This window comes from Mycobacterium sp., from assembly GCF_039583805.1.
Lineage (GTDB): Bacteria > Actinomycetota > Actinomycetes > Mycobacteriales > Mycobacteriaceae > Mycobacterium.
In genome coordinates this window covers 1-19,747 of sequence record NZ_JAVKSH010000074.1, presented here as the reverse complement: position 1 = coordinate 19,747, position 19,747 = coordinate 1, and the positions used below count along the sequence as shown (strand labels likewise).

General features: G+C 67.2%; 17 protein-coding genes and 1 pseudogene. 14 read left to right on the top strand and 4 right to left on the bottom strand.

From position 1 onward, the window contains the following. Entirely contained in the window at positions 1-186 is a 186-nt protein-coding gene (locus tag ABDW21_RS11430; RefSeq protein WP_343710465.1) for a DUF5302 domain-containing protein, read from the top strand. A 51-nt stretch (positions 187-237) separates the two neighbouring features. Here the strand turns inward: ABDW21_RS11430 and ABDW21_RS11425 are convergent. Then, positions 238-1,087, bottom strand: a pseudogene (locus tag ABDW21_RS11425) (acyltransferase); the annotation flags it as partial. 338 nt (positions 1,088-1,425) lie between these two features. Here ABDW21_RS11425 and ABDW21_RS11420 point away from each other — a divergent pair. The 3 genes from ABDW21_RS11420 (at position 1,426) to ABDW21_RS11410 (ending at position 2,590) form a co-directional block, all read left to right on the top strand. After that, positions 1,426-1,656: a hypothetical protein gene (locus ABDW21_RS11420; RefSeq protein ID WP_343710464.1), complete on the top strand. Its 231-nt coding sequence runs from the start codon at positions 1,426-1,428 to the stop codon at positions 1,654-1,656. A 221-nt stretch (positions 1,657-1,877) separates the two neighbouring features. Then, positions 1,878-2,447, top strand: coding sequence for an HhH-GPD-type base excision DNA repair protein (locus ABDW21_RS11415; RefSeq protein ID WP_343601740.1), 570 nt, complete (start codon positions 1,878-1,880; stop codon positions 2,445-2,447). After that, a complete protein-coding gene (locus tag ABDW21_RS11410) occupies positions 2,444-2,590 on the top strand; it encodes a DUF1059 domain-containing protein (protein ID WP_343601723.1) in 147 nt (48 codons plus the stop codon). The genes ABDW21_RS11415 and ABDW21_RS11410 overlap by 4 nt, the downstream gene beginning before the upstream one ends. 6 nt (positions 2,591-2,596) lie before the next feature. Here the strand turns inward: ABDW21_RS11410 and ABDW21_RS11405 are convergent, their stop codons facing one another. Next, complete coding sequence (locus tag ABDW21_RS11405; RefSeq protein ID WP_343601741.1) at positions 2,597-3,523, bottom strand: hypothetical protein; 927 nt, start codon at positions 3,521-3,523, stop codon at positions 2,597-2,599. Positions 3,524-3,603: 80 nt separating this feature from the next. Beyond that, positions 3,604-4,341: a hypothetical protein gene (locus tag ABDW21_RS11400; protein WP_343710463.1), complete on the bottom strand. Its 738-nt coding sequence runs from the start codon at positions 4,339-4,341 to the stop codon at positions 3,604-3,606. Between the two features lie 126 nt (positions 4,342-4,467). Between ABDW21_RS11400 and ABDW21_RS11395 the strand changes: the two genes are divergently transcribed. Next, the gene (locus ABDW21_RS11395) at positions 4,468-5,784 is read left to right on the top strand and encodes a mannosyltransferase (protein WP_343601725.1); all 1,317 of its coding nucleotides are present in this window, start codon (positions 4,468-4,470) and stop codon (positions 5,782-5,784) included. On the opposite strand, the gene ABDW21_RS11390 is transcribed toward ABDW21_RS11395, so the two are convergent. After that, on the bottom strand, positions 5,771-6,055 hold the full coding sequence (locus ABDW21_RS11390) for a 4a-hydroxytetrahydrobiopterin dehydratase (RefSeq protein ID WP_343601727.1): 285 nt from the start codon (positions 6,053-6,055) through the stop codon (positions 5,771-5,773). The genes ABDW21_RS11395 and ABDW21_RS11390 overlap by 14 nt on opposite strands. Positions 6,056-6,079: 24 nt before the next feature. Between ABDW21_RS11390 and ABDW21_RS11385 the strand changes: the two genes are divergently transcribed. The 9 genes from ABDW21_RS11385 (at position 6,080) to ABDW21_RS11345 (ending at position 19,737) form a co-directional block, all read left to right on the top strand. Beyond that, positions 6,080-6,481 carry a (deoxy)nucleoside triphosphate pyrophosphohydrolase gene (locus tag ABDW21_RS11385; protein ID WP_343601728.1) on the top strand — a complete coding sequence of 134 codons (402 nt, stop codon included), beginning with the start codon at positions 6,080-6,082 and terminating at the stop codon, positions 6,479-6,481. Positions 6,482-6,929: 448 nt separating this feature from the next. After that, positions 6,930-10,613, top strand: coding sequence for a nitrate reductase subunit alpha (locus tag ABDW21_RS11380; protein ID WP_343601729.1), 3,684 nt, complete (start codon positions 6,930-6,932; stop codon positions 10,611-10,613). Between the two features lie 4 nt (positions 10,614-10,617). Continuing rightward, positions 10,618-12,270 (top strand): nitrate reductase subunit beta, encoded by a 1,653-nt coding sequence (gene narH / locus ABDW21_RS11375; RefSeq protein ID WP_343601731.1) that lies wholly within the window; start codon positions 10,618-10,620, stop codon positions 12,268-12,270. Further along, on the top strand, positions 12,267-12,908 hold the full coding sequence (narJ, locus tag ABDW21_RS11370; RefSeq protein ID WP_343601733.1) for a nitrate reductase molybdenum cofactor assembly chaperone: 642 nt from the start codon (positions 12,267-12,269) through the stop codon (positions 12,906-12,908). Before narH ends, narJ begins: the two co-directional genes overlap by 4 nt. A gap of 13 nt (positions 12,909-12,921) precedes the next feature. Continuing rightward, positions 12,922-13,677 (top strand): respiratory nitrate reductase subunit gamma, encoded by a 756-nt coding sequence (narI, locus tag ABDW21_RS11365; RefSeq protein WP_343710462.1) that lies wholly within the window; start codon positions 12,922-12,924, stop codon positions 13,675-13,677. Positions 13,678-13,746: 69 nt separating this feature from the next. After that, complete coding sequence (gene typA / locus ABDW21_RS11360) at positions 13,747-15,633, top strand: translational GTPase TypA (RefSeq protein WP_343710461.1); 1,887 nt, start codon at positions 13,747-13,749, stop codon at positions 15,631-15,633. Positions 15,634-15,753: 120 nt separating this feature from the next. Then, positions 15,754-16,179, top strand: a complete 426-nt coding sequence (locus tag ABDW21_RS11355) for a hypothetical protein (protein WP_343710460.1) — start codon at positions 15,754-15,756, stop codon at positions 16,177-16,179. Between the two features lie 340 nt (positions 16,180-16,519). After that, entirely contained in the window at positions 16,520-16,918 is a 399-nt protein-coding gene (locus tag ABDW21_RS11350) for an MmpS family transport accessory protein (RefSeq protein ID WP_343710466.1), read from the top strand. Beyond that, the gene (locus ABDW21_RS11345; protein WP_343710459.1) at positions 16,915-19,737 is read left to right on the top strand and encodes an RND family transporter; all 2,823 of its coding nucleotides are present in this window, start codon (positions 16,915-16,917) and stop codon (positions 19,735-19,737) included. Before ABDW21_RS11350 ends, ABDW21_RS11345 begins: the two co-directional genes overlap by 4 nt. Positions 19,738-19,747: the final 10 nt, after the last annotated feature.

The window sequence follows — 19,747 nt, the reverse complement described above, 5'->3', positions numbered from 1 at the left end:
ATGGTGGCATCCGACTCAGGGGCAGATTCCACGACGGACCAGACCAAGCGCGCATTCCGCGAAGCCCTGGACCGCAAGAACGCGAAGTCGGCGAGCGGCTCGACGCACAAGGACGGCGGCGCCAAACAGCCCCGGGCGCACGGGCCGGCGGAGAACCGCCGGGAGTTCCGCCGCAAGAGCGGATAGTCCTTACGACGATTGCACCGCAAAGTTTTTCGTGTCACGGAGCGCCAACAGTCAGGCGGTGACCAGGGCTGCCAGCATGACTGCGACGCAGCCCCGCCCGTCGTCCTTGAGTCCCCACTTCACCGAGGCCACGGTCGCCGCGGCCGCGACGCACAGCAGGGTGCCGACGGTCGCGCTGCGCAGCCCGGGCGCCGAGATCCAGCGGCCGTCCCGACCGGGCAGCGGCGAGCTTTCCAGCGGCCGCAGCGTCACGAACAGCGCCCAGACCAGGCCGGCCATCACCGCCAGCTGTGCGAGGCTCAGCAGCAGCCGGTGCGGCCAGCCGGGCAGCGGCTGTAGCCGAGGTAGTCGAACACCAGGTGCACCCCGAGCAGCGCCGGCATGTGCCACAGACACAGCGTCATCGCGCCCGAATTGCCGATCGCCGTCAGCCACCACACACGCGGCCGACGCGCCCATCGGGCTATCCTGGGCGCCGCCGCTATAGCCAAGGCGCACAGGACGATTGCGACGCCGGCGCGCGGCGTCAGCAGCCAGCGGCGGTCGGCGACCCCGAACATGCCCGGGATCACCCACGCGACCAGGGTGAGATAACCGAGCGGGGCCGTGCCGGGCGCGTGCAACCGGACGATGTCGACGACCGCGACGAATGTGTACAACCCGGCCACGCCGACGGCGAACGGCGGGCGGTGGTGATCCGCGACAGCAGCGGCGTGGTGGCCAGCACCAGCACATACGCGTCGAGGAACCACAGCAACTGGATGCTGACACCGGCGACCGGCTGGTAGACGTGCGGCGGCAGGATCTGTTGCAACGCAAGCAAGGCGACCGCCCAGAACGCCAGGTAGTAGAACACCGGCTGGTACAGCCGGGTGCAGCGCGTCATCAGCCACCCGCCCCAGCCGGCGCCCGCTGCGACCGGGCGGCCGCACAGGGTGGACTGCACCCTTCCATGGAGCCCGCCGCCGCCATCCGGACTGCGCTCAGGGCGCAATCGCGCAGGTCGGCTCGCGCAGAGGCAGCCTCACCCGGCTCACCAGCCCCTTCAGTCGCTGCGCGAGGGATTAGCACCTTGCGCAAGTCGATATCGCAGGCGATATCACTGCCGGATCGCGACTCGGGTGATATCGCATACGGCATCACTTCCCCGCAGCACGTCATGCCCAGCTGGCGGTGCTGGTGTGGCTCCCGATGAGCATGTGACTGGCTGGTAGGACCAGCACACAAAGTGGCCTGGCCATGCGGTCGCGTAACCGATTCGCCCGACGGGCCGGCGCGCCGCACGTGCTGGGTGGGCGTGCTCCCAGCCAGCCAGCCGCCGACCGAAAGTCGGGTTCTGCCGCGCTGCTGATCACGATCACGATCAGGATCGTCGGCGGCTTCTTCTCCGTTCTCATCCCCCATGTTGGGCCGATCATCTGGCTCGCCGCCTGGTCGGCCGCAATCCACCTCACTGTGCGATGGGCCTGAAGAGCTTTCAAAGCGCGCGGCGCGGGACGACACCATCAGTAACGCCAGCGTCAGATGACGAAACGCATAGCGGGCTGGGGCTCAGCATCACTGGTGTCATCGAACACGCGCCCGTCCGCCTGGGCGTCATGAACACGCCGCGGTCAGCATGTTGGGACCGCCTGAGGTTGGCACCCCTGCCGAGTGGCGCTCGATCGCTCGCCGCCTGCCATACTGTCCCCGTGCCGAACCTGCGACTGGCCGCTGATCCAGCAGCAGATGTCCTGCTCAGCGAGAACCCGTTCGCGCTACTGGTCGGCATGCTGCTCGACCAGCAGGTGCCGATGGAGACCGCCTTCGCGGGGCCGAAGAAGATCGCCGACCGGATGGGCAGTCTCGACCCCACCGAGATCGCCTGCTACGACCTCGACAAGTTCGCCGCGCTGTGCTCGGAAAAGCCTGCGGTACATCGCTTTCCAGGGTCGATGGCCAAGCGGATCCAGGCCCTGGCGCAGATCATCGCGGATGACTACGACGGCGATGCGGCTGGGCTCTGGACCGCCGGTGATCCAGACGGCGCGGAACTGCTGCGACGGCTCGAGCGGCTGCCGGGATTCGGGGAGCAGAAGGCGCGGATCTTTCTGGCGCTGCTGGGCAAGCAGTACGGCGTGACGCCGAGGGGCTGGCGGGCGGCGGCTGGCGAGTACGGGAAAGCCGGTACGCGGATGTCCGTCGCCGACATCGTCGACGCCCGGTCGCTCGAGCAGGTGCGCTCCTACAAAAAGCAGCTCAAGGGAAAGGCGGCGACATGAAGACACACCTGAACTGTCCGTGCGGCGAGGCCATCGTCGGCAAGGACGAGGACGACCTCGTCGAACAGGCCCAGGCGCATCTGGCCAGTGCGCATCCCGGCCGGGAGTACGACCGGGACGCGATCCTGTTCATGGCCTACTGAACAGCGTTACGGCACCACCGTCGACCCGATGGTGGGTATGAACTGGCACTGCTTCTCCGTGGTGGTGACCCCCCCGAAGATCGTCGAAATGATGCTGCCCGAACCGGTGTCGACGATGGCGGTCAGCGTGGTCGGGCCGTCGGGGTTGATGTCGGACTGCGGCTTGAGGGTCGCGCTGCCCGACGAGCCGGTCGTCAGGTTCACCCACGTGACGTTCAAGGGCAGCTTCTGCTCGTTGGCGGGCCCGGGGGTGCCGACGGCGGTGAACACATACGCGGTCTGCCCGGCCCTGGGCCCCGGTGTGGGAATCCTGGCCGGGCCGGCCACCGACAGCGCGGTCGCGATGGAATTACCGCCGTCTGCCAGACACCCGGTGCCGATCGAGGGGTACATGAAGTCCTGCGTGGGCGGAGCGTCCGGGTTGAATGCCGCGGCCGGCGCGGGCGCTTCCGGTGCGGCGGGCTCGGCCGGCGGCGCCGCGGCGGCCGGCGCAACAGTGGGCGCCGCGGCGGCCGCGGTTGCCGGACCAGCGGCGTGGGCGGGGTCGATGCCCGTCGGCAGGTGTGACTGCGCACCCGGTTCGACCCCCGCGGGCGGGGTATGTGCGACCGGCTGGTTCACGTCGGCAGGCAAGCCGACGGCCGCGGTGGGGTTCTGCACGAACTGGTTCAGCGCGGAGGCGACGTTTTTCGATGCATCGGGTGCCGTCGGATTATGGGTGAACGCGGACGCCGCGGCCATCAGCAGCTGGGACGCCTGTGCGGGATCCGCGGCGGCCTGCTGGATGATCGGGCCCAGCTGTGTCAGCGCCGGAAGGCCCGGCAACTGCTGGGCCGGGAGCGGCTGGGGCGTCGCCGGGTCGGCGGCGGCGGGCGGGCTCAGCGCGGGTGCGACGGCCGCGGCGACGGCTGCGGCGGCGACGCTGTAGATCAGATTTCTAGTGGTCAGCACGGTGTCCTCCGGGTCTTCGGTGGTGGTTTCCGGGCCGGTACGGATGCGCCGGCCGGCCGGTATCAGGGCAACGCGGACAGCGGCCCCAAGAACGGGTTGCTCGGTACGGCCGGTGCTGCAGGCTGGGTGACCGCCGGGGACGCCGCGTTGCCGCCCAGCACCAGCGGGATTAGGTCACCGGGCAGCGACACGTGCTGCGGCAGCGGCAGCGGGAGGAACGGCATCTGGGGCAGGCTGATCTGTGCCGTGGGCAGCAACGATGCCGGTCCGGCTGTCGGCGTGGCAGCGGCTGTCCCGGGGATCAGCGAGGAGGTGCCGGGAATCAGCGAGGTGGCGCCGGGGACAGGCGAACTCGCACCGGGGACCAGTGAGGTGGCGCCGGGGACCAGCGAACTCGTGCCGGGGACCAGCGAGGTGGCGCCGGGGACCAGCGAACTCGTGCCGGGGACGAGCGAACTCGTGCCGGGAACCAGCGAACTCGTGCCGGGAACCAGCGAACTCGTGCCGGGGACCAGCGAACTCGTGCCGGGAACCAGCGAGCTGAGGCCGGGGATCGCGGCCGATGGCGACTGCGTTGGAGCGGCCTGTGCCGGCGGCGCGACGCCCAGCGCCGCCGCGAGATTTTGCAGCACCTGCGGCGCATCGGCCGCCGAATTGACCAACTGCTGCCCAATGCTGGGAGCCGGCGCCGGCGGCACCGGGTCGGCGTGGGCGGTGCCCGACAGGCCTCCCACGACCAATGCGGCCAACGAAGCAAAGACAACGGCGGTGGCGCGCAGCAACGCCCAGATGTATGACATGAACTCTCCCTGGTTCTCGGTGACAGGCCCGATGGTTCGCCCGATGCCAAAGTGACTCAAGTGACACGTGTGGCATTTATGGAATCGTTACGGAGATGAGTGTCCGCAGTGACCGCTCGCTCGTAGATGACCAACGGCCGCCGCCCCGTCGCTACAGTCGGGCAGATAGACGCCACGACCACGGCCGCCCCGGCGGCAGCCACCACCCGCCGGCTGATCGCTACCGGGCCGGTGCTGCTGGCCGTGAGTGTCGCGGCGCGGCTGGCGTGGACCTACCTGGTGCGCAACGGAGCCAACTTCGTCGACCTGCACGTCTATATCGGCGGTGCCGCCACCCTCGACCATCCCGGGAAGCTGTACAGCTACGTCTACGCCGAGCAGACCCCGGACTTTCCGCTGCCGTTCACCTATCCGCCGTTCGCCGCGGTCGTCTTCTACCCGCTGCACCTGCTGCCGTTCGGTCTGGTCGCGTTCTGCTGGCAGGTCGGCACGATGGCCGCCCTCTACGGGCTGGTCCGGCTCAGCCAGCGGCTACTCGGCATCGCAGCCGGTGAGGGCCGCCGCGTCGCGATGGCGTGGACCGCGGTCGGCATCTGGACCGAGCCGCTGCGCAGCACCTTCGACTACGGGCAGGTCAACGTGGTGCTGGCGCTGGCCGCACTCTGGGCGGTCCGCACCACCCGCTGGTGGCTGTCCGGGCTGCTGGTCGGCCTGGCGGCCGGGGTGAAGCTGACACCGGCGATCACGGGCCTGTACTTCCTCGGCGCCCGGCGATGGGCCGCGGCGCTGTTCTCGGGTGTCGTCTTCCTGGCTACGGTCGCGCTGTCGTGGCTGGTGGTCGGCGACCAGACCCGCTACTACTTCACGGTCCTGTTGCGCGACACGCGCCGGGTCGGGCCGATCAGCACCTCGTTCAACCAGTCCTGGCGCGGCGGCATCTCGCGCATTGTCGGTCACGACGCCGGCTACGGCCCGCTGGTGCTGGCCGCGATCGCCGTCACCGCGCTGCTGGCCATGCTGGCCTGGCAGGCGCTGCACGACGATCGGCTCGGTCAGCTGCTGGTCGTCGAGTTGTTCGGGTTGTTGCTGTCGCCGATTTCCTGGACGCATCACTGGGTCTGGTTGGTGCCGTTGATGATCTGGCTGATCCACGGGCCGCTGTCCGGGCGGCGCGGCGCCCGGATCCTCGGCTGGGGCTGGCTGGCGCTGACCCTGGTCGGCGTGCCGTGGCTGCTCAGCTTCGCCCAGCCGACGATCTGGCAAAGCGACCGGCCGTGGTACCTGGCCTGGGCCGGGCTGGTCTACGTCGTGGCGACGCTGGCGACCTTGGCGTGGATCGTGACGACCGGCGGCCGCGCTGAACGTCACGCCGGCGTGACGCTCAGTCGCCGCGGCCACGCTGGCGTGACGCTCGACGGGCCGGGGCCGGCTACCCGCCGATGATCCCGTCGATGTCGCCCGCCATCGCCACGTCCTTGTCGGTGATACCGCCCGCGGAATGCGTCACCAGCGCGAACGTCACGGTCCGCCAACGGATATCGATGTCCGGGTGGTGGTCCTTGGCTTCGGCGTGCTCGGCGACCCGGCGCACCGCGTCGATGCCGGCGAGAAACGAAGGAAACGTGACCGATCGTCGCAGCGCGCCGTCGGCGCGCTGCCAGCCGTCGAGTTCGGGCAGTACGGCGTCCACTTGCTCATCGGTTAACACAGCCATGCCCTGACGGTATAGCGTCTCGACGTGCCGAACCAGATCGTGGTGGCCGCAGCCGTCATCGTCGACTCGGCGGTTCTGGCAGCGCAACGGCGACGCCCACCGGAATTGGCCGGCCGCTGGGAACTGCCCGGCGGCAAGGTCGCACCCGGCGAAACCGAGCCCAAGGCGCTGGCCCGCGAGCTGGCCGAAGAGCTGGGCGTAGACGTCAGCGCCGTCGAGGTCGGCGAACGGCTGGGCGACGACGTCGAACTCGACACAACGGCCACGCTGCGGGCTTACCGCGTGCGCTTGCTCCGCGGCGAACCCCGTCCGCACGACCACCGAGCGCTGCGCTGGGTGACGGCGGCGCAGCTGCATGAACTTGACTGGGTGCCGGCCGACCGGGGCTGGTTGCCGGCGCTGGCCCGCGCCCTCGAAGGCCGGTGACGCAGGCCGCGCCGGACCGACCGCGAAGTCCACAGCAACTTGGTAGGCAAGTCGCAGCAGTATCCCGGAGAACTGCCGTCAGGTTGTCCCGCCGGCCCCTTCGCGGCGTCGGCCTCGTGTTTTCGCCGGTGTTCGCCGTCCGGAGGGTCCTCGGAGCACCGCGGTGATGACAACGCGGTGAACTGCCGGGCATACCGACGTGGAATTTAGGCGACGGCTGTGACAACCGCGCCCACAGAAGCTTGGTCGCGCCGCTCGCGGACGCCTATGATTGGCGTCGCCTGCTGAGCAGCGTGCGGGCTTCCGGCGACGGTGGCCGCGCCGAATCTGGTCGGACAGCTCGGCGAGGTCGCCGAGTCGGAGTCCGCGGCCGGATAAAGCCCGGACGACGGAGTCCGCGTGCGGCCGGCAACGAAACTGCGACGCAGCCCGCCAGGAGGTCCCACCGTTGACTGTCACCCCGCACGTCGGAGGTCCACTGGAGGAGCTGCTGGAGCGCAGCGGCCGATTCTTCACCCCCGGTGAGTTCTCCCAGGACCTGCGGACGGTCACCCGCCGCGGCGGGCGCGAGGCCGACGTGTTCTACCGCGACCGGTGGAGCCACGACAAGGTGGTCCGCTCCACGCACGGCGTCAACTGCACCGGGTCGTGCTCGTGGAAGATCTACGTCAAAGACGGGATCATCACCTGGGAGACCCAGCAGACCGACTACCCCTCGGTGGGCCCGGACCGGCCGGAGTACGAGCCCCGCGGGTGCCCCCGCGGCGCGTCGTTCTCCTGGTACAGCTACTCCCCGACCCGGGTGCGCTACCCGTACGCCCGCGGTGTGCTGATCGAGATGTACCGCGAAGCCAAGGCCCGGCTCAGCGACCCGGTGCTGGCCTGGGCCGACATCCAGGCCGACCCGCAGCGCCGTCGCCGCTACCAGCAAGCCCGCGGCAAGGGCGGGCTGGTGCGGGTCAGCTGGGCCGAGGCCACCGAGATGATCGCCGCGGCGCACGTGCACACCATCAAGACCTACGGCCCGGACCGGATTGCCGGCTTCTCGCCGATCCCGGCCATGTCGATGGTCTCCTACGTTGCCGGTTCGCGGTTCTTCGAGCTGATCGGCGGCGCCATGACGTCGTTCTACGACTGGTACGCCGACCTGCCGGTCGCCTCGCCGCAGGTGTTCGGCGACCAGACCGACGTGCCGGAGTCCGGAGACTGGTGGGACGCGGCGTATCTGTTGATGTGGGGCTCCAACGTGCCGATCACCCGGACCCCCGACGCGCACTGGATGGCCGAGGTGCGCTACCGCGGCACCAAGGTGGTGGCCGTCAGCCCCGACTACGCCGACAACACCAAGTTCGCCGACGAGTGGATGCCCTGCGCCGCCGGCGCCGACGGCGCGCTGGCCATGGCGATGGGCCACGTCATTCTCTCGGAATGCTTTGTGCAACAACAAGTGCCGTTCTTCACCGACTACGTGCGCCGCTACACCGACCTGCCGTTTTTGATCAAGCTGGAAGAGCGCGGCGAGATGCTGGTGCCCGGGAAGAACCTCACCGCCGCAGACATCGGCGAGGCCGGGGAAAACTCGGCGCTCAAGCCCGCGCTGCTCGACGAGGTCACCGACACGCTCGTTGTGCCGCACGGTTCACTGGGGTTCCGTTACGGCGAGGACGGTGTCGGCAAGTGGAACCTGGATCTCGGTAACGTGACCCCGGCGCTCAGCGTGGCGGGCGCCGGCGGCGACACCGCGCTGGTCCACCTGCCCAGCTTCGACACCGTCACCGGCGCAGGTGCCACCGTGGCGCGCGGTGTTCCGGTGCGCCGCGTCGGTAAGCACTGGGTGTGCACGGTATTCGACCTGATGCTGGCCCAGTACGGGGTGGCGCGTCCCGGGCTGCCCGGCCAGTGGCCGACAGGTTACGACGACGGCACCCAGCCCAACACGCCCGCCTGGCAGGAGCCCATCACCGGGGTGTCGGCCGCCCAAGCCATCCGGGTGGCCCGCGAGTTCGCCCGCAGCGCCGAGGAATCCGGCGGGCGGTCGATGATCATCATGGGCAGCGGAATCAACCAATGGTTTCACGGCGACGCCATTTATCGGGCGGTGCTGGCGCTGGTGATGCTGACCGGGTCGATGGGCCGCAACGGCGGCGGCTGGGCCCACTACGTCGGGCAGGAGAAAGTGCGCCCGCTCGGCGGATTTCAGACCATGTCGATGGCCACCGACTGGGTCCGGCCGCCGCGGCAGGTGCCCGGCGCCTCGTACTGGTATGCCCACACCGACCAGTGGCGCTACGACGGGTACGCGGCCGACAAGCTGGCCAGCCCGGTGGGCCGGGGGAGGTTCGAGGGCAAGCACACGATGGACCTGCTGGCGTCCGCGACGGCGATGGGGTGGAGCCCGTTCTATCCGCAGTTCGACCGCTCCAGCCTCGACGTCGCCGACGAGGCGCGCGCCGCCGGCCGCGACGTCGCCGAGTATGTGGCCGAGCAACTCGGTCAGCGCAAGCTCAAGCTCGCGGTGACCGATCCCGACAATCCCGTCAACTGGCCGCGGGTGCTGACGGTCTGGCGGGCCAACCTGATCGGCTCGTCGGGCAAGGGCGGCGAGTACTTCCTGCAATACCTGCTGGGCACCGATGCCAACGTGCAGGGAAAGCCGCCGGAGGGTGGGACCAAGCCGGTCGACGTGACCTGCGACGGCGACATCCCGGAAGGCAAGCTCGACTTGATGATGTCGATCGACTTCCGGATGACGTCGACGACATTGGTGTCGGATCTGGTGCTGCCGGCGGCCACCTGGTACGAGAAGGCCGACATCTCCAGCACCGACATGCATCCCTTCGTCCACGCGTTCAGCGCCGCGACCGACCCGCCCTGGGAAACCCGCAGCGACTTCGACGCTTTCGGCGCGATCGCGAAAGCCTTCAGCGCCATGGCCAAGCGTCACCTGGGCACCCGCACCGACGTGGTGCTCACCGCGCTGGCCCACGACACCCCGGACGCGATGGTCTATCCCGACGGCACCGAAGCCGATTGGCTGCACTCGGGACAGACGCCGGTACCTGGCCGGACCATGTCCAAGCTCACCGTGGTGGAGCGTGACTACGGCGCCGTCTACGACAAATGGTTGACGTTGGGTCCGTTGGTGGACACCTTCGGGGTGACCACCAAGGGTGTCACGGTGCACCCGTTCCGCGAGGTCGAGGAACTGTCCGCGAAATTCGGGGTGCTGAACTCCGGTGTCGCGGCAGGCCGTCCGGCTATCACCACCGCGGCGCGGATGGCTGACGTGCTGCTGTCCCTGTCGGGGACGTGCAACGGCCGGCTCGCGGTAGAGGGTTTCCGCGAGCTGGAGAAACGCACCGGTCAGCGGCTGGCCTATCTGGCCGAAGGCAGCGAAGAACGGCGCATTACCTACGCCGACACCCAGGCGCGACCCGTCCAGGTGATCACCAGCCCGGAATGGTCCGGCAGTGAAACCGGCGGGCGCCGCTACGCCCCGTTCACCGTCAACATCGAGAACCTCAAACCGTTCCACACGCTGACCGGGCGCATGCACTTCTACCTGGCCCACGACTGGGTCGAGGAGATCGGCGAGCAGCTGCCGGTGTTCCGTCCGCCGCTGGACATGACCCGACTGTTTGACGCGCCGCCGCTCGGGGACACCGAGGACGGGATCGGGCTCACTGTGCGGTATCTGACGCCGCACTCGAAGTGGTCGTTCCACTCGACGTATCAGGACAACCTGTACATGCTGTCGTTGTCGCGGGGCGGTCCGACCATGTGGATGAGCCCGAGCGACGCGGCGAAAATCAAAGTGCGCGACAATGATTGGGTCGAGGCAGTCAACGCCAACGGCATCTACGTGTGCCGGGCGATCGTCAGCCACCGGATGCCCGACGGTGTGGTGTTCGTCTACCACGTCCAGGAACGCACGGTGGACACGCCGCGCTCTGAGATCAACAACAAGCGCGGGGGCAACCACAACGCGCTGACCCGGGTGCGGATCAAGCCCAGCCATCTGGCCGGCGGCTACGGCCAGCACGCGTTCGCGTTCAACTACATGGGACCGACCGGCAACCAACGCGACGAGGTGACTGTGGTGCGCCGCCGCAGCCAGGAAGTGCGGTACTGAGGCAATGAAAGTCATGGCGCAGATGGCGATGGTGATGAACCTCGACAAATGCATCGGCTGCCACACCTGTTCGGTGACGTGCAAACAGGCGTGGACCAATCGTCCTGGCACCGAATACGTGTGGTTCAACAACGTCGAAACGCGTCCGGGTGTGGGCTATCCGCGCACCTATGAGGACCAGGACCGCTGGCGCGGTGGCTGGATGCGCGACAAGAAGGGCCGGCTGCGGCTGCGCGACGGCGGCCGGATCCACAAACTGTTGCGGATCTTCGCCAACCCGAAGCTGCCGGGCATCGACGACTACTACGAGCCGTGGACCTACGACTACGAGAACCTGACCTCGGCGCCGCTGGGGGATACGTTTCCGACGGCCGCGCCGAGAAGCCTGATCAGCGGCAAGCCGATGAAGATCGAATGGGGACCGAACTGGGACGACAACCTCGCCGGGTCGACGGAGACGTTGCGCGACGACCCGGTGCTGCGGAAGGTGAGCGACGAGGTCAAGCTCACCCTCGAAGAGACCTTCATGTTCTATCTGCCGCGGATCTGCGAACACTGTCTCAATCCGTCCTGCGTGGCGTCGTGCCCGTCGGGCGCGATGTACAAGCGCACCGAGGACGGCATCGTGCTCGTCGACCAGGACCGCTGCCGCGGCTGGCGGATGTGCGTGTCGGGATGTCCTTACAAGAAGGTGTATTTCAACCACAAGACCGGCAAGGCCGAGAAGTGCACGCTGTGCTATCCGCGCATCGAAGTCGGCCTGCCGACGATCTGCTCGGAAACCTGCGTGGGTCGGCTGCGCTACCTGGGGCTGGTGCTTTACGACGCCGACCGGGTGCTCGAGGCGGCGTCGGCGGAGAAGGACACCGACCTGTATGCGGCGCAGTGCCAAATCCTGTTGGACCCAGAAGACCCCGAGGTGATCGACGCGGCGCGGGCCGAAGGTATTTCCGACGAGTGGATCGAGGCGGCACAGCGGTCTCCGGTCTACGCGTTGATCAACACCTACAAAGTGGCGCTGCCGCTGCACCCGGAATACCGGACCATGCCGATGGTGTGGTACGTCCCGCCGCTGTCGCCGGTGGTCGACGCGGTCAGCCGCGACGGCCACGACGGCGAAGACGTCGGCAACCTGTTCGGCGCCATCGAGGCGCTGCGCATCCCGATTCAGTACCTGGCGGAACTGTTCACCGCCGGCGACACCGAGGTGGTCGACGGTGTGCTGCGCCGGCTGGCCGCAATGCGCTCCTACATGCGCGACATCAACCTGGGCCGCGAGACCCAGCCGCACATACCGGCGTCGGTCGGGATGACCGAGGCGCAGATCTACGAGATGTACCGGCTGTTGGCCATCGCGAAATACGAAGAGCGCTACGTCATCCCGACCGCCTACACCGGCGAGATCCCCGCGGCGGCGGCCGACGCGGAGTGCTCGCTGTCGCACGACGGCGGCCCGGGCATGTACGAGGCGGGGCCGTTCGCGCACCCCAGCGAGGGGCCGGTGCCCGTGGCGGTGGAAAGCTTCCACGCGACACACCAGCACAACCTCGCGGGGGAGTCGGCAGTCGGCGGGGGCCGGCCGGCGCGGGTGAACTTGTTGGACTGGGGTGGCGGGGAGGTGCCGTCGGGGATGTTTCCTCCCGACAGTGAGCAATGAAAGTGCTTTCCAGACAACGCGGTCCCGCGCTGGTCGACCGTCTGGTCTGGCAGGCCGCGTCGCTGCTGTTGGCCTACCCCGATGAGCAGCACGAGCAGCGGCTCGACACCGTCGAGACAATGCTGACCCACATCGACGGACCCCCGGCGGAGTTGCTGGGGCGAACCGTCGCCGCGCTGCGACGCACCGACCCGCTGGCCGCCGCCACCGAGTACGTCGAGACCTTCGACATGCGTCGCCGCTCCACCATGTATCTCACCTACTGGACCGCAGGGGACACCCGCAACCGCGGTCGCGAGATGCTGGCGTTCGCCACCGCCTATCGCGACGCGGGTGTCGAGCCGCCGAAAAGCGAAGCGCCCGACTACTTGCCGGTTGTGCTCGAGTTCGCGGCCACCGTCGATCCGGACGCCGGGCGACGGCTGCTGGTCGAACATCGGATTCCCATCGACGTGCTGCTGCAGGCATTGACCCCGGCGCGCTCGCCCTATGCGCACACCATCGCCGCGGTGTGCGAAACGCTGCCCCCGGTCACCGACCAGGAAGTGCAGCGGGCGCGGCGGCTCGCCGAAGCCGGCCCGCCCGCCGAAGCCGTTGGGCTGCAACCATTCACCTTGACCGTGCCACCGAGACGCTAGAGAGGCGACTGACATGGACCGCGCCGCAATCTTCTGGGACATCTTCCCCTACGTCACGCTGGCGATGCTGATCGCCGGTTCCTGGTGGCGTTATCGCTACGACAAGTTCGGATGGACGTCACGCTCGTCGCAGCTCTACGAGTCGCGGCTGCTGCAGATCGCCAGCCCGATTTTCCATTTCGGGATCCTGGCGGTCCTCTTCGGGCACATCATGGGCTTGGTCGTGCCGCCGCGTGCGACCGCGGCGATCGGGATCAGCTCGGAGGCCTACCACGTGCAGGCGGTGCTGCTCGGGACCATCGCCGGGACCGCCACGCTGCTGGGAATCGGGTTGCTGATCTACCGGCGGATGACCCGCGGACCGGTCCGGATGGCCACCACGCGGTCCGACACGGTGATGTATGTGGTGTTGCTGCTGGCGATCGTCGTCGGCCTGTACTGCACACTGCTCAGCTCGGGCCTCGACGGCCCGTCGCACGTCTACCACTACCGGCGAACGGTCGGTGTGTGGTTCCGGGGAATCTTCATCCTGCGGCCGGGCGGGCAGAACATGGTCGGCGCCCCGCTGGACTACCAGCTGCACGCGGCGATCGGCATGGTGCTGTTCTGCCTGTTGCCGTTCACCCGGCTGGTGCACGCGTTCAGCGCCCCGATCGCCTACCTGTTCCGGCCCTACATCGTCTACCGCAGCCGGGAGTCGGTGCGCAGCCGGGACAAGGGCGGACCGAACGAACTCGTAGGCTCGGCGCCGCGCAAGCGCGGCTGGTAGCGGCCGTCGGCGTCTACGGTGTGACGGCTCGTTTTCGTAAACAGCCCCCCGCACTGCCAGAATCACCCGGTGCAGTTTCGTAACGTCGCCATCGTCGCGCACGTCGACCACGGCAAGACCACGCTGGTCGACGCGATGCTGCGGCAGTCCGGCGCGCTGCACGAGCGCGGCGAGGTGACCGAGCGCGTTCTGGACAGCGGCGACCTGGAGCGCGAAAAAGGCATCACGATCCTGGCCAAGAACACCGCCGTGCACCGCCGGAATCCCGATGGCAGCCTCACGGTGATCAACGTGATCGACACCCCGGGACACGCCGACTTCGGCGGCGAGGTGGAACGCGGACTGTCGATGGTCGACGGGGTGCTGCTGCTGGTCGACGCGTCCGAAGGCCCGCTGCCGCAGACCCGGTTCGTGCTGCGCAAGGCGCTGGCCGCGCACCTGCCGGTGATCCTCGTCGTCAACAAAACCGACCGGCCCGACGCCCGCATCGCCGAGGTCGTCGACGCCAGCCACGACCTGCTGCTCGACGTCGCGTCCGACCTGGACGACGAAGCGGCCAAAGCCGCCGAAGACGCCCTGGGGCTGCCCACCCTCTACGCGTCGGGGCGCGCCGGGATCGCCAGCACCGTGGCGCCCGAGAACGGCCACATGCCAGCAGGAAACAACCTCGATCCGCTGTTCGACGTTCTGCTGCACCACATTCCACCGCCCGGCGGCGACCCCGACGCGCCGCTGCAGGCGCTGGTCGCCAACCTGGACGCGTCGGCGTTTCTGGGCCGGCTCGCGCTGGTCCGGGTCTACAACGGCCGGCTGCGCAAGGGGCAGCAGGTGGCGTGGCTGCGCGAGGTCGACGGCCAAGAAGTCGTCGCCTCCGCGAAGATCACCGAATTACTGGTGACCGAGGGCGTCGAGCGCTCACCGACCGAAGAAGCCATCGCCGGCGACATCGTCGCGGTTGCGGGCATCGGCGAGATCATGATCGGCGACACGCTGGCCGACCCCGCCAACCCGAAAGCGTTGCCGCGGATCAGCGTCGACGAGCCGGCGATCTCGGTGACCATCGGCACCAACACCTCGCCGCTGGCCGGCAAGGTGCCCGGGCACAAGCTGACCGCGCGGATGGTCAAGTCGCGGCTGGACACCGAGCTGGTGGGCAACGTGTCGATCCGGGTGCTCGACATCGGCCGGCCCGACGCCTGGGAGGTCCAGGGCCGCGGCGAGCTGGCGCTGGCCGTGCTGGTCGAGCAGATGCGCCGGGAGGGATTCGAGCTGACCGTCGGCAAGCCGCAGGTGGTGACCAAGACCATCGACGGCGCACTGCACGAGCCGTTCGAGGCGATGACCATCGACTGCCCGGAGGAATACCTCGGCGCGATCACCCAGCTGATGGCCGCCCGCAAGGGCCGCATGGTCGAGATGGCCAACCACGCCACCGGCTGGGTGCGGATGGAGTTCGTGGTGCCCAGCCGCGGGCTGATCGGCTGGCGCACAGAATTTTTGACCGAGACCCGCGGCACCGGCATCGGCAACGCGGTGTTCGACGGCTACCGGCCCTGGGCCGGGGAGATCCGGTCGCGCCACACCGGGTCGCTGGTATCCGACCGGTCCGGCACCATCACGCCGTTCGCGCTGATCCAGCTGGCCGACCGCGGGCAGTTCTTCGTCGAGCCCGGGCAGGACACCTACCAGGGCATGGTCGTCGGGGTCAACCCGCGCCCGGAGGATCTCGACGTCAACGTCACCCGGGAGAAAAAGCTGACTAACATGCGCTCGTCGACCGCCGACGTCATCGAGACGCTGGCCAAGCCGCTCGAACTGGACCTGGAGCGGGCCATGGAGTTCTGCGCGCCCGACGAGTGCGTGGAGGTGACGCCCGAGGTGGTGCGGGTGCGCAAGGCGGAACTCGACGCCACGGCGCGGGCGCGTAGCCGCGCGCGGGCCAAGGCCCGCGGCTGAGCCAGGGCGGCACCGTCGCATCGCCCTGGAGAACTGATCACGCGCACGGTGCCGGCACCCCGCGACGGCACAATGGGTTAGCGTGATGTCGAGTGGATAACGCAGCGAAGGAGCGTGACGGTGGAATCGGGTTTATGGGGCTTGCTGACGTTGATCGCTTTCGCCTTGATATTGGTATTGGCCACCATTGCCTCGTTCTACGTACAGCGGTTGCTCAATCGAGCGCCCCTCCCGATCAGTGACGAGATTGGTAGCGCATTTGCAATAGTCAAGAAATTGCGCAAGCGCCAACCCCTGTCAGCCGATGAGCTGGTTTATGCGAAGCAAATCGTTGCTGATCGCAGTTCTCCGATGGCGTTCTGTATCCCCGGTACTTTGTTCATGCTGGGATGTTTTTATGTGTTCGGCAGCCTCTACCATTTGCATGGGGCGACACCCTCCGAGCGGACATTCCTCGGGGTTATCCCCATGGTGACGTCGGCGAACCTGGCCCTTCGGCTGGTCAGCAGTGCGAGGTTGAGAAAGCGTCTGCGGAACGCCTATTGAGACAACGCCTATTGAGACAACGCCTATTGAGACAACGCCTATTGAGACAGGGACAGGCATCGTGGTGTCACTGAACTCCGGTGGATCGGGCCCCGTTGCGTCCGTGCTGCGTCTCGTCCGTGCTGCCGAGCAGCCGCGGCAAGCGTTCGCGTCCGCAGACCTGGTGTTCGCGGCGCCGCTGCGGGCTGGTAGTGTCCGGTTGGCACTATCTCAACCTAGTTGATATCTAGCCCCGGGTCTTGCCCGTGCGCGGCGAGACGCGATGCCCGAGAACGGCTTCGAAGAAGGTGATCGAGTGAGCCCCCGTTCGGTCGGTAGAACTGTACTGGCGCGAACCTGGATGCCGCTGGTTGCCGTCGTGGCGATCGGCCTGGGTCTGCTGGGCATGTGGAAGGTGCACCAGCTCTCCGCTCCGGAGCCGGTTATCACGGTCAACGGCCCGCAGGCGCCCGAGGAGTTCAATCCCAAACGGCTCACCTATGAGGTGTTCGGTTCCGCGGGGGCCGGCGGGAAGCTCGTCTACGTCGACATCGACGGCCATCCGCATCAGGTCGAGGTCACGACGTTGCCGTGGTCGCACACAGAGACGACCACCCTCACGGTGATTTCCGGCAGCGTCTCGGTGCACGTTCACGGCGGGCAGGTGGGCTGCCGGATGTTGGTGGACGGCGTTGTCCGCGATGAACATTCGACCAGCCATCAGGACGCGGACGTCGAGTGCAGAGTGAAGTCCGCATGAGTGAGCATCGCACGGAGCATCTGAAACGCCCCGTCATCCCCAGAATGGTCCGTGCTCTCGCGATACCGATCATCGTCTTCTGGGGCCTGCTCGCCGTGAGCACAAACGCCTTCATGCCCAAGGTGGAAGACGTCGCTGAAGAGCTGGCGGGGCCGATGGTCCCGCACTACGCGCCCTCACAGCGCGCGATGTTGGCTATCGGCGCGAAGTTCCACGAGTCGGACTCAACCAGCCTGACCATGATCGTGTTCGAGGCAAACCGCCCGTTGGTCATCGCGGACCACGAGTACTACGACGATCTGATGCGCCGGCTCGAGCACGACACCAAGCACGTGCAATACGTGATGGATCTGTGGGGCAAACCGTTCACCGCGGCAGGGGCGCAAAGCCTGGACGGGGAGTCCGCTTATGTGCTGCTGCGTCTCGCCGGCGACATCGGCCAGATCCAAGCCAACCGGTCGGTAAATGCCGTCCGCGATATCGTCGCCAAGGACACCCCGCCACCCGGGCTCAAGGTCTACGTCAGCGGCGCGGCTCCGCTTGCCTCCGACACGCTCGCCATCGCCAATTCCAGCCTGAACAACGTCACGATCGTCACGATCATCCTCATCATCGTGATGCTGCTGGTGGTGTACCGCCGCCCGTCCACCCTGCTGGTGCCATTGCTGGGAGTTCTCATCGAGATGCTGGTTGCCAGAGGGATTGTCGCGACCCTCGGGCATCTCGGGTACATCGAGCTGTCGTCATTCGCCGTGAACATCGTCATCGCGCTGACGCTGGGAGCCGGAACGGATTACGGCATCTTCTTGATGGGCCGCTATCACGAGGCGCGCCACGCCGGCGAAAGCCCGGAGGAGGCCTTCTACACGGCCTACCGGGGCATAGCACCCATCATCATCGGCTCGGGCCTGACGATCGCCGGGGCGTCTTACTGCCTGACTTTCGCGCGGCTCAACTACTTCCACACGATGGGCCCGGCCGTTGCCATCAGCATGCTGTTCACCATCGCCGCAGCGATGACGCTGGGTCCGGCGATGTTGACCGTGGGCAGCCTTTTCGGGATGTTCGAGCCGCGACAGGCCGCCAAAGCCCGCCTGTACCGGCGGATCGGCGCGAGCGTGGTGCGTTGGCCGGTGCCGATCCTGGCAGCCAGTTCGGCTGTCGTGATGATCGGGGCGATCTTCGTTCCGACCTACCAGCAGAACTACGACGATCGTCAATACCAACCGCGCGACGCCCCGGCTAATCTGGGTTTCGCCGCCGCCGATCGACACTTCCCCAAAAGCAAACTCTTCTCCGAGATGTTGATGGTCGAAACCGACCACGACATGCGCAACTCGGCTGATTTCATCACGCTGGACCGGGTCGCCAAAGCTCTCATCCGGCTGCGGGGCGTCGCGATGGTGCAAAGCATTACCCGGCCCCTGGGCCGGGCACTCGAGCATGCCAGCATTCCCTACTTGTTCACCACATTAGGCAGCGGCAGCGGTCAACAGCTCCCGTTCAACAACGAGCAGAACTCCAACACCGACCAGCAAGCGGATATCCAGGCGCATACCGTCGAAGTCCTGCGGAAAGAGATCGCCTTCTTCCAGAAAGTATCGGACGAGCTGCACCAGACCGCTCTCACCGTCGAGGATCTGCAACGGGTCAGCGACGACATCCGAGACAACGTCTCGAACGTCGATGATTTCTTCCGTCCGATCAAGAGCTACCTCTATTGGGAGAAGCACTGCTTCGACATTCCCATCTGCTGGACGTTCAGGTCGTTGTTCGACACGATCGACCAGATCGACAAGTTGGCTGACGACATCGGGGACGCGAAGGTGTCCCTCGTGGAGATCGACAAAACCTTCCCGCAGATCATTGCGCAGCTGAAAGCCACGGCCGACGACACCGAAGCCCTCCGGTCGAAGCTGGTCAACAGCTACGGTTCCGCGGACCTGCAGTCCATCCAGACCGAGCAGACATTCGACGACCAGATCAACGTCGGGAACGACTTCGACAAGTCCCGCAGCGACGACTACTTCTATATCCCGCACGAGGGCTTCGACAACGAAGACCTCAAGACCGGCATGAAGCTGATGATGTCGCCGGACGGCAAAGCGGCGCGGTTCATCGTCACTCACGAGGGCGACGCGATGGGTCCCGAAGGTGTGGAACACGTGGAAAAGTTCCCCGGGGCGATCACCACGATCTTGAAAGAGACCTCGTTGGCCGGCGCGCGGGTCTATATCGGCGGCTCGGGGTCCAACGACAAGGACATCAAGGAATACGCCACCGCCGATCTGCTCATCGCGGCGATCGCCGCCCTGGTGCTGATCTTCTTGATCATGATGTTCATCACCCGAAGTCTGGTGGCGGCCTTGGTCATTCCCGGCACCGTGGCCTTCTCCTACGCCGGCGCGTTCGGACTTTCGATACTCGTCTGGCAGCACCTCATCGGCCTGCATCTGCACTGGCTGGTCCTGCCGCTGACGTTCATCATCCTGGTGGCGGTCGGGTCGGACTACAACCTGCTGCTGATTGCCAGGGTCAAACAGGAGATTCACGCGGGGTTGCACACCGGTCTGATCCGCGCGCTCGGAAGTACCGGGGGGGTGGTGACGTCTGCGGGTCTGGTCTTCGCGTTCACCATGCTGGCGATGCTCACCAGTGATCTGCGAACGATCGGGCAAGTGGGTTCGACCGTCTGCATCGGCCTGCTGCTCGACACGCTGATCGTGCGTTCGTTCGTGGTGCCGTCCATAGTCAGAATCCTCGGCCCGTGGTTCTGGTGGCCGACCCTGGTGCGCAACCGCCCGCTGCCGCAGCGATGACCTGAACGAG

Excerpts from the sequence above, each read along its gene's own strand:
- ABDW21_RS11345 (WP_343710459.1), top strand. The coding sequence starts at position 16,915 with ATGAGTGAGCATCGCACGGAGCATCTGAAACGCCCCGTCATCCCCAGA.
- ABDW21_RS11410 (WP_343601723.1), top strand. The coding sequence starts at position 2,444 with ATGAAGACACACCTGAACTGTCCGTGCGGCGAGGCCATCGTCGGCAAG.
- ABDW21_RS11350 (WP_343710466.1), top strand. The coding sequence starts at position 16,520 with ATGCCGCTGGTTGCCGTCGTGGCGATCGGCCTGGGTCTGCTGGGCATG.
- ABDW21_RS11390 (WP_343601727.1), bottom strand. The coding sequence starts at position 6,055 with ATGGCTGTGTTAACCGATGAGCAAGTGGACGCCGTACTGCCCGAACTC.
- ABDW21_RS11430 (WP_343710465.1), top strand. The coding sequence starts at position 1 with ATGGTGGCATCCGACTCAGGGGCAGATTCCACGACGGACCAGACCAAG.
- narJ (WP_343601733.1), top strand. The coding sequence starts at position 12,267 with ATGAAAGTGCTTTCCAGACAACGCGGTCCCGCGCTGGTCGACCGTCTG.
- ABDW21_RS11400 (WP_343710463.1), bottom strand. The coding sequence starts at position 4,341 with ATGTCATACATCTGGGCGTTGCTGCGCGCCACCGCCGTTGTCTTTGCT.
- narH (WP_343601731.1), top strand. The coding sequence starts at position 10,618 with ATGAAAGTCATGGCGCAGATGGCGATGGTGATGAACCTCGACAAATGC.
- ABDW21_RS11420 (WP_343710464.1), top strand. The coding sequence starts at position 1,426 with ATGCGGTCGCGTAACCGATTCGCCCGACGGGCCGGCGCGCCGCACGTG.
- ABDW21_RS11395 (WP_343601725.1), top strand. The coding sequence starts at position 4,468 with ATGACCAACGGCCGCCGCCCCGTCGCTACAGTCGGGCAGATAGACGCC.
- narI (WP_343710462.1), top strand. The coding sequence starts at position 12,922 with ATGGACCGCGCCGCAATCTTCTGGGACATCTTCCCCTACGTCACGCTG.